The following is a 5,152-nucleotide window of genomic DNA, read 5'->3' on the forward strand; positions in this document are numbered from 1 at the left end:
AAAAAAAGACAGTCTATCTCTAACTTCCAATGGTGAAATTGCAGCATTAACTGGGTTTTTTGATAATGGTTATTATGCTAAGGTAGGCGATGAATATCGCAGTATTTCCGAACAAGAAATTGGACAATATCAAGATGTTAGCCATTATCTGAAGTATACTAAAGCTCTTTACGATTGGTCTGACACTCTGGCTCAACCATTCAACTTGCCTTTAGAAATCATCGCATTACAGAATCCTCTTGCAGTCAAACCAGGAGGAAACTTGAAAGTTCAAGTTCTTTATCAAGGAAAACAAATTCCAAATGTGACAGTAGAATATTTGGGCAAAAAGTTAACTGGCGACCAAGATGGTACTTATTTGGTTCCTATTGGTGATGAAGGATTACAACAAATAGAGGCTAGTTACACAGTTGCTTCAGCTACCAGCCCTAGTATTTCTTACGAAACTGGCTTTACAGCACAAAAAACTTCTGTACCTGAGGCATCGGCATTACTTGGTCTTAGCGTAGTTGGATTACTGGGATTATACAAAAAACGTTTTTCGCCTAAAGCTTAATGACGAATTAGCCTTATATCATACCCTATTAACGTCTAGTGAGGTAATAAGGTGTGAATGGCCAAAACGATTTTTGCATATCACTTGGCGCTCAAGATGCGAATAACAAGCTCAATCCCACAATAATATTGAAGGTAAATCATTGTTAGCCAGACGCAGCAATTGATAACCAATTCCAGATATACCGGGTAGAAAGCCAGGATTAAATACAGAATTGGGTAAGTTGGGGAACAGTTGATAAGCTCCAGTTCGCTTGGCTCTAGCCACAACATTTGTTACATTCTGGTGAGCAATTTGATGCCAATCAGAACGGGAACAGATTTTTGCACCGACTAACAGCACTTCCGCCCTACCGAAGTTGCCACAGCATAAGTGATCGATCGCCTGTAAGCCAAAATTCTGATTAGTTTGGAGAGCAATTTCAATTTCTTGTTGAATTTCCGGCGTTTCCACGATTCTCAAACTACCTAAGCGTCCTAAACCAATGCCGGCTGCTCCATGACACCACTTATTTGCAAAGTCAGGTTGCCCTGGTTGTCCCATTCTGCGGAAGTCTGGCCAGTTGGCAGTGGACTGGCAAAAGACGCTACGCTCATACTCAATTCCTGCTAAACCTGCTTCTAAGTACTTGCCCTCTGAGGTGGCGGCATAAAGTCTGAGCAAGGCATAAGAGATACCTGCGGCTCCATGAGAGAAGCCAGTTAAGGGCTTATCCCAATAAGTATGCCAAGCTTTGGGCGCACCGTTGTGGCTAACTTGACGGTTGATTAAATGTTGTCCACAGGCGATCGCTTTTTCTAAAACGGTTGCTTCTCCTGTGGCTTGATGCAGCGACAATAACCCCAAAATTGCCCCGGCTGCTCCGCTCATAATATCCAAGTGTTCATCGGCAGCAATTAGTTCTGGTGTCATTAAACTGGCTAATACTTGAGCGTCTGGCAACAGTGTTGCATCGTTGAGAAATTGACTAATTTTCACTAGGCTATAGATCATCGATCCTAAACCTGTTGCACCCCCAACGCCCATAAAACGAGCCATGCGTTCCCAAGTTTCGGGATCGATAGTGTGAATTTGGCGACGCAGAGATTGCACTGTCCTCAGTGCTAAATCACGGTAACGGGAATCACCAGTTTCTTGAGTTAGTGCAGCTAAAAACAAAGCAACTCCAGAGCGTCCGTCAGAGAGACAATTATTTAATACTTGCAGTTGATATCGTTCGGCGCGAGGCACAAAGTCTAAGCCAATCCAGTTAACGCTGCCATCAGGGTCAGAAATGGCTCTGGTTTCCAGTTGAGTGGCGATTTCTTTGGCTTCGGCAATCAATTGTTCTGAATTTAGCAACGGTAACGATTCGCCTTGCCATTGCCCACCTTGGCGGCTGGAGGTGGTTGCAATCTTAGCATCGAAGGAGCCTTGAATAATCGCTACTTGTCGAGCTAAGTCGGTTTCATCTAGAGATTGTAACTGGTTGAGCAGGTCTTGGTAACTGGATTGCTTGAAGTAGTTGGGAATGGAAGAAGAACCGTTTAAACTCAGTTCATCAACCACCGCGCTAGCTGTGAAGAAGGGAATATCTAATTGTTCTATTGCTCGGAGTTCCGCGCTCAAAACAGGAAAGGCGTTTGGTCTATTTTGAGCAACTAGAAAAGCACGACTGAGAACATCGAGTTGAATACTGTAATCTACGCCGTGTTTGAGATAATCGGGTGCTAAAGCTTTTTGGAGGATGATGCCATAAATGCGGGTGTTGCGGAAGATAAAGCGTACCTGCTGATTTTGCATAGCAGATAGCAAACTTTGGCGTGAAATTAAAAAATCTTTGTGCGCCATCAAAAAGCGATACATCTGCTCAAATCCAGTGGTGATTTGTAGTTGATAATCGTTTGGAGACAGAACAACTTCACCCAAGAACGGCACATTTTTCCCAATCGGCAAGGTTACAGGCTCAGACAACAGATGCATATTATCTGTATTAATGTTCTGCCAACGCGGGACTTTACGGGGAGATAATCGGGGATCTGTGCTGCCTAGCCCGCTAATATCATAAGCGACACTGCGATCGCCACTAAAGTCCCAACGCGGTAAAAGTCCGGTGCGGAGTACGGAATCCCAAAATTGTCGTGTGGCGGTTGTTTCTAAATCTTGGGTAAGCGGTGAGTCTTCAATGAGATTTGGTTCATGGTGCAGCAGCGTTTCCATGTCAATCAGCACCAGATGCTCACCATTGGCAATTAAGGTTTCGTAATGGCAATCTGTTCCCCGCAAAGCATAAAGCACACACAACAACATCCCAGAACGCTGATAGAATCGTTTCGCAGCTGCTTCATCCACACAAGGCAACTGTTCAATATGTTCCACCCAACCATAACCATTGCGCTCAAGTACTTGAGTGACTTTAAAATCTAAAAGATCGCTGTGTTGATTGCACCAATCCAAAAATTGGTTAAAGACAACCTCTAATCCTAAATCTTTGGGTTTATAAACAAGTTTAAGTCCAGACTCAAAGGTGAGTGAAATCACCGTTCGCCCGCGTTTGTGTGCATCGGAAATGGATGTTTGAATTTCGGCAACTTTATTTTGAGAAAATGGAGCGATCGCTTGATTAAAAGTACGTTGAATATCTGTTCTATCTGCAACTAAACGTTCGAGAAATTCAGCAGTGAACTCAACCCAAAAATTTACTGCTGTTGCCACTAACCGACCGAAAACTGGATACTTTTGGAAGAACGTCAGCATTCCATCTTCTAGGAGTTGATTGACGAACTTGATGTAGTGAGTGTTATTGTTTTCTGTCTCCAGTCCTAGTAAGCCGAGCAAGCTTTGACCAAAGGGACGCACCTGAGAAAATTCAAAATCTAATGTTTTAGTGCAAAGTCCTGCTAATCGTTTCAGTAGACCACGTTCTAGAGAACTGTAAGCGTCATAGGAAAGAATCGATAAGGGAAGAGACTCTTGGGTGAATTGGCTGTCGCAGCGAGTCAGTAATTGCTGTCTGGCTACCAAGATAGCAGGCAAAAGAATATCTTCAAAGGCGATCGGATTTTGTGAATCTATGGGTAGAAATACTTCGGTTGCAGAATTGAATCCTGTAGCGGTTTGGATGATTTGCTGCAAGGTTTCTGCCCACTCCGGCAAAGGTTGATCGGCAAGCAACTCGATGGTTCCCAATCTGGAACTAACGGTATCGAGGTTTAGTCCCTCCCACTCTAAGCGTTTGTGTAACGTATCCCATTTACCTTCTGCTGCAACTTGACACCAGTGATGTCTACGACGGTTAATTTCTTCTTCATTGACTCGATCGCCATTAATTGCAAATCTGCTTTCATCAAGGCGTTCCCAGATAAAGCTAGCATTCGCAGCGATCGCCCTTAAATCGTTTGATGTTTTCTGTTGGGATAAGCGAACAACTTGTTGAACCATAGCGGGATTTCTCATAGTGGGAGTTCAAAGGTAAATATCAATTCTGGTCTACGTTTTAATAGTTGGTATTAATAACAATAGCGTTCGTCTGAAATCAGTTTTAAATTAAGTACTAATTAGGTAGGCATAATTAAAATAACTTGTAGTTATTAATTGAATTTGTTGGGGTACAAGTCCCCAACAGATAAAGACCAAAAACTTGACTATTTGGTGTATTATAGGACTCATATATTATGATTTTTGAACAATATTTAAGATAAAACGGTCTTTTCAGTCTCAGTATGTTTTCAAAAATCAAGCCGGAGTCCTATATTTCACCAAAAATTACAAATTACGAGAGATAGCAGTGTCCGCCACCACAGCCGGCTGTATGGCATAATTTGGGCGCACTATCAGCCATTGCACCGCCACTAACACTGAGTAATTCTTCTTCGCTCAGTTCGTTGGAATCCACAAAGGTCAGTTCTGCTAGCATTTGAGCTACGCTTTCGGCTGTGAAAGTATAACCTTTTTCTGCACTGGCAATTAGCAACAGTTTGATGGCTTCTGTTTGGGTAACTGCTGCTTGTATATTCTCGCGTAATTGGCTATTTTGGAGTAGGCTTTGAATTTGTGACAACATAATTTTATTTTCTCCGAGCTAGTGATAGTAATTGTTAATTGAATTCCCTCTTTTTCTTGGTTAAAAAAGTAAAGAGGGAATCGGTTATGCAGTATCTCTTTCTGTCTTAAACCTCAGTAACAAGTATGGAAGTTATCCAAATTAAAATATTGGAAAAGTTGGATCTAAAAAGCTCTTTTAGAAAAACAACCTAACTTTGGAGGCTACAAGACCAAAGAGAAAGAGAAGCTACATACCTTTTTTAGCAGTGTCCGCCACCACAGCCTTCTGTATGACATAGCTTAGGCGCACTATCAGCCATCAATCCACCACTAACACTAAGTAATTCTTCTTCACTCAGTTCATTGGAGTCCACAAAGGTTAGTTCTGTCAGCATTTGAGAAATGGCTTCAACTGTGAAGTTATAACCTTTTTCTGCACTGGCGATCGCTATCATTTTGATAGCTTCTGCTTGGTTAGCTGCTGCTTTTACTTGCTGTTGTAATTGTGCATTTTGCAGCAATTCTTTAATTTGGTGTAGCATAGGTTTGTTCTCCGTTTTTATTGACTTATTT

General features: G+C 42.1%; 4 protein-coding genes. 1 reads left to right on the top strand and 3 read right to left on the bottom strand.

The annotated features are described in order from the left end of the window. Positions 1-556, top strand: a 556-nt coding sequence (locus IQ229_RS12295; protein ID WP_194044052.1) for a DUF4198 domain-containing protein, incomplete at its 5' end; no start/stop codon positions are given. A 111-nt stretch (positions 557-667) separates the two neighbouring features. Here IQ229_RS12295 and IQ229_RS12300 read toward each other — a convergent pair. The 3 genes from IQ229_RS12300 to IQ229_RS12310 form a co-directional block, all read right to left on the bottom strand. Next, complete coding sequence (locus IQ229_RS12300) at positions 668-3,976, bottom strand: type 2 lanthipeptide synthetase LanM family protein (RefSeq protein ID WP_228013416.1); 3,309 nt, start codon at positions 3,974-3,976, stop codon at positions 668-670. 331 nt (positions 3,977-4,307) lie between these two features. After that, complete coding sequence (locus IQ229_RS12305) at positions 4,308-4,598, bottom strand: Nif11-like leader peptide family natural product precursor (RefSeq protein ID WP_114082563.1); 291 nt, start codon at positions 4,596-4,598, stop codon at positions 4,308-4,310. Between the two features lie 241 nt (positions 4,599-4,839). After that, positions 4,840-5,152, bottom strand: a 313-nt coding sequence (locus IQ229_RS12310) for a Nif11-like leader peptide family RiPP precursor (RefSeq protein WP_228013417.1), incomplete at its 5' end; no start/stop codon positions are given.

The organism is Nostoc cf. edaphicum LEGE 07299, from assembly GCF_015207245.1.
In the GTDB taxonomy this organism is placed as follows: Bacteria; Cyanobacteriota; Cyanobacteriia; order Cyanobacteriales; family Nostocaceae; genus Nostoc; species Nostoc edaphicum_B.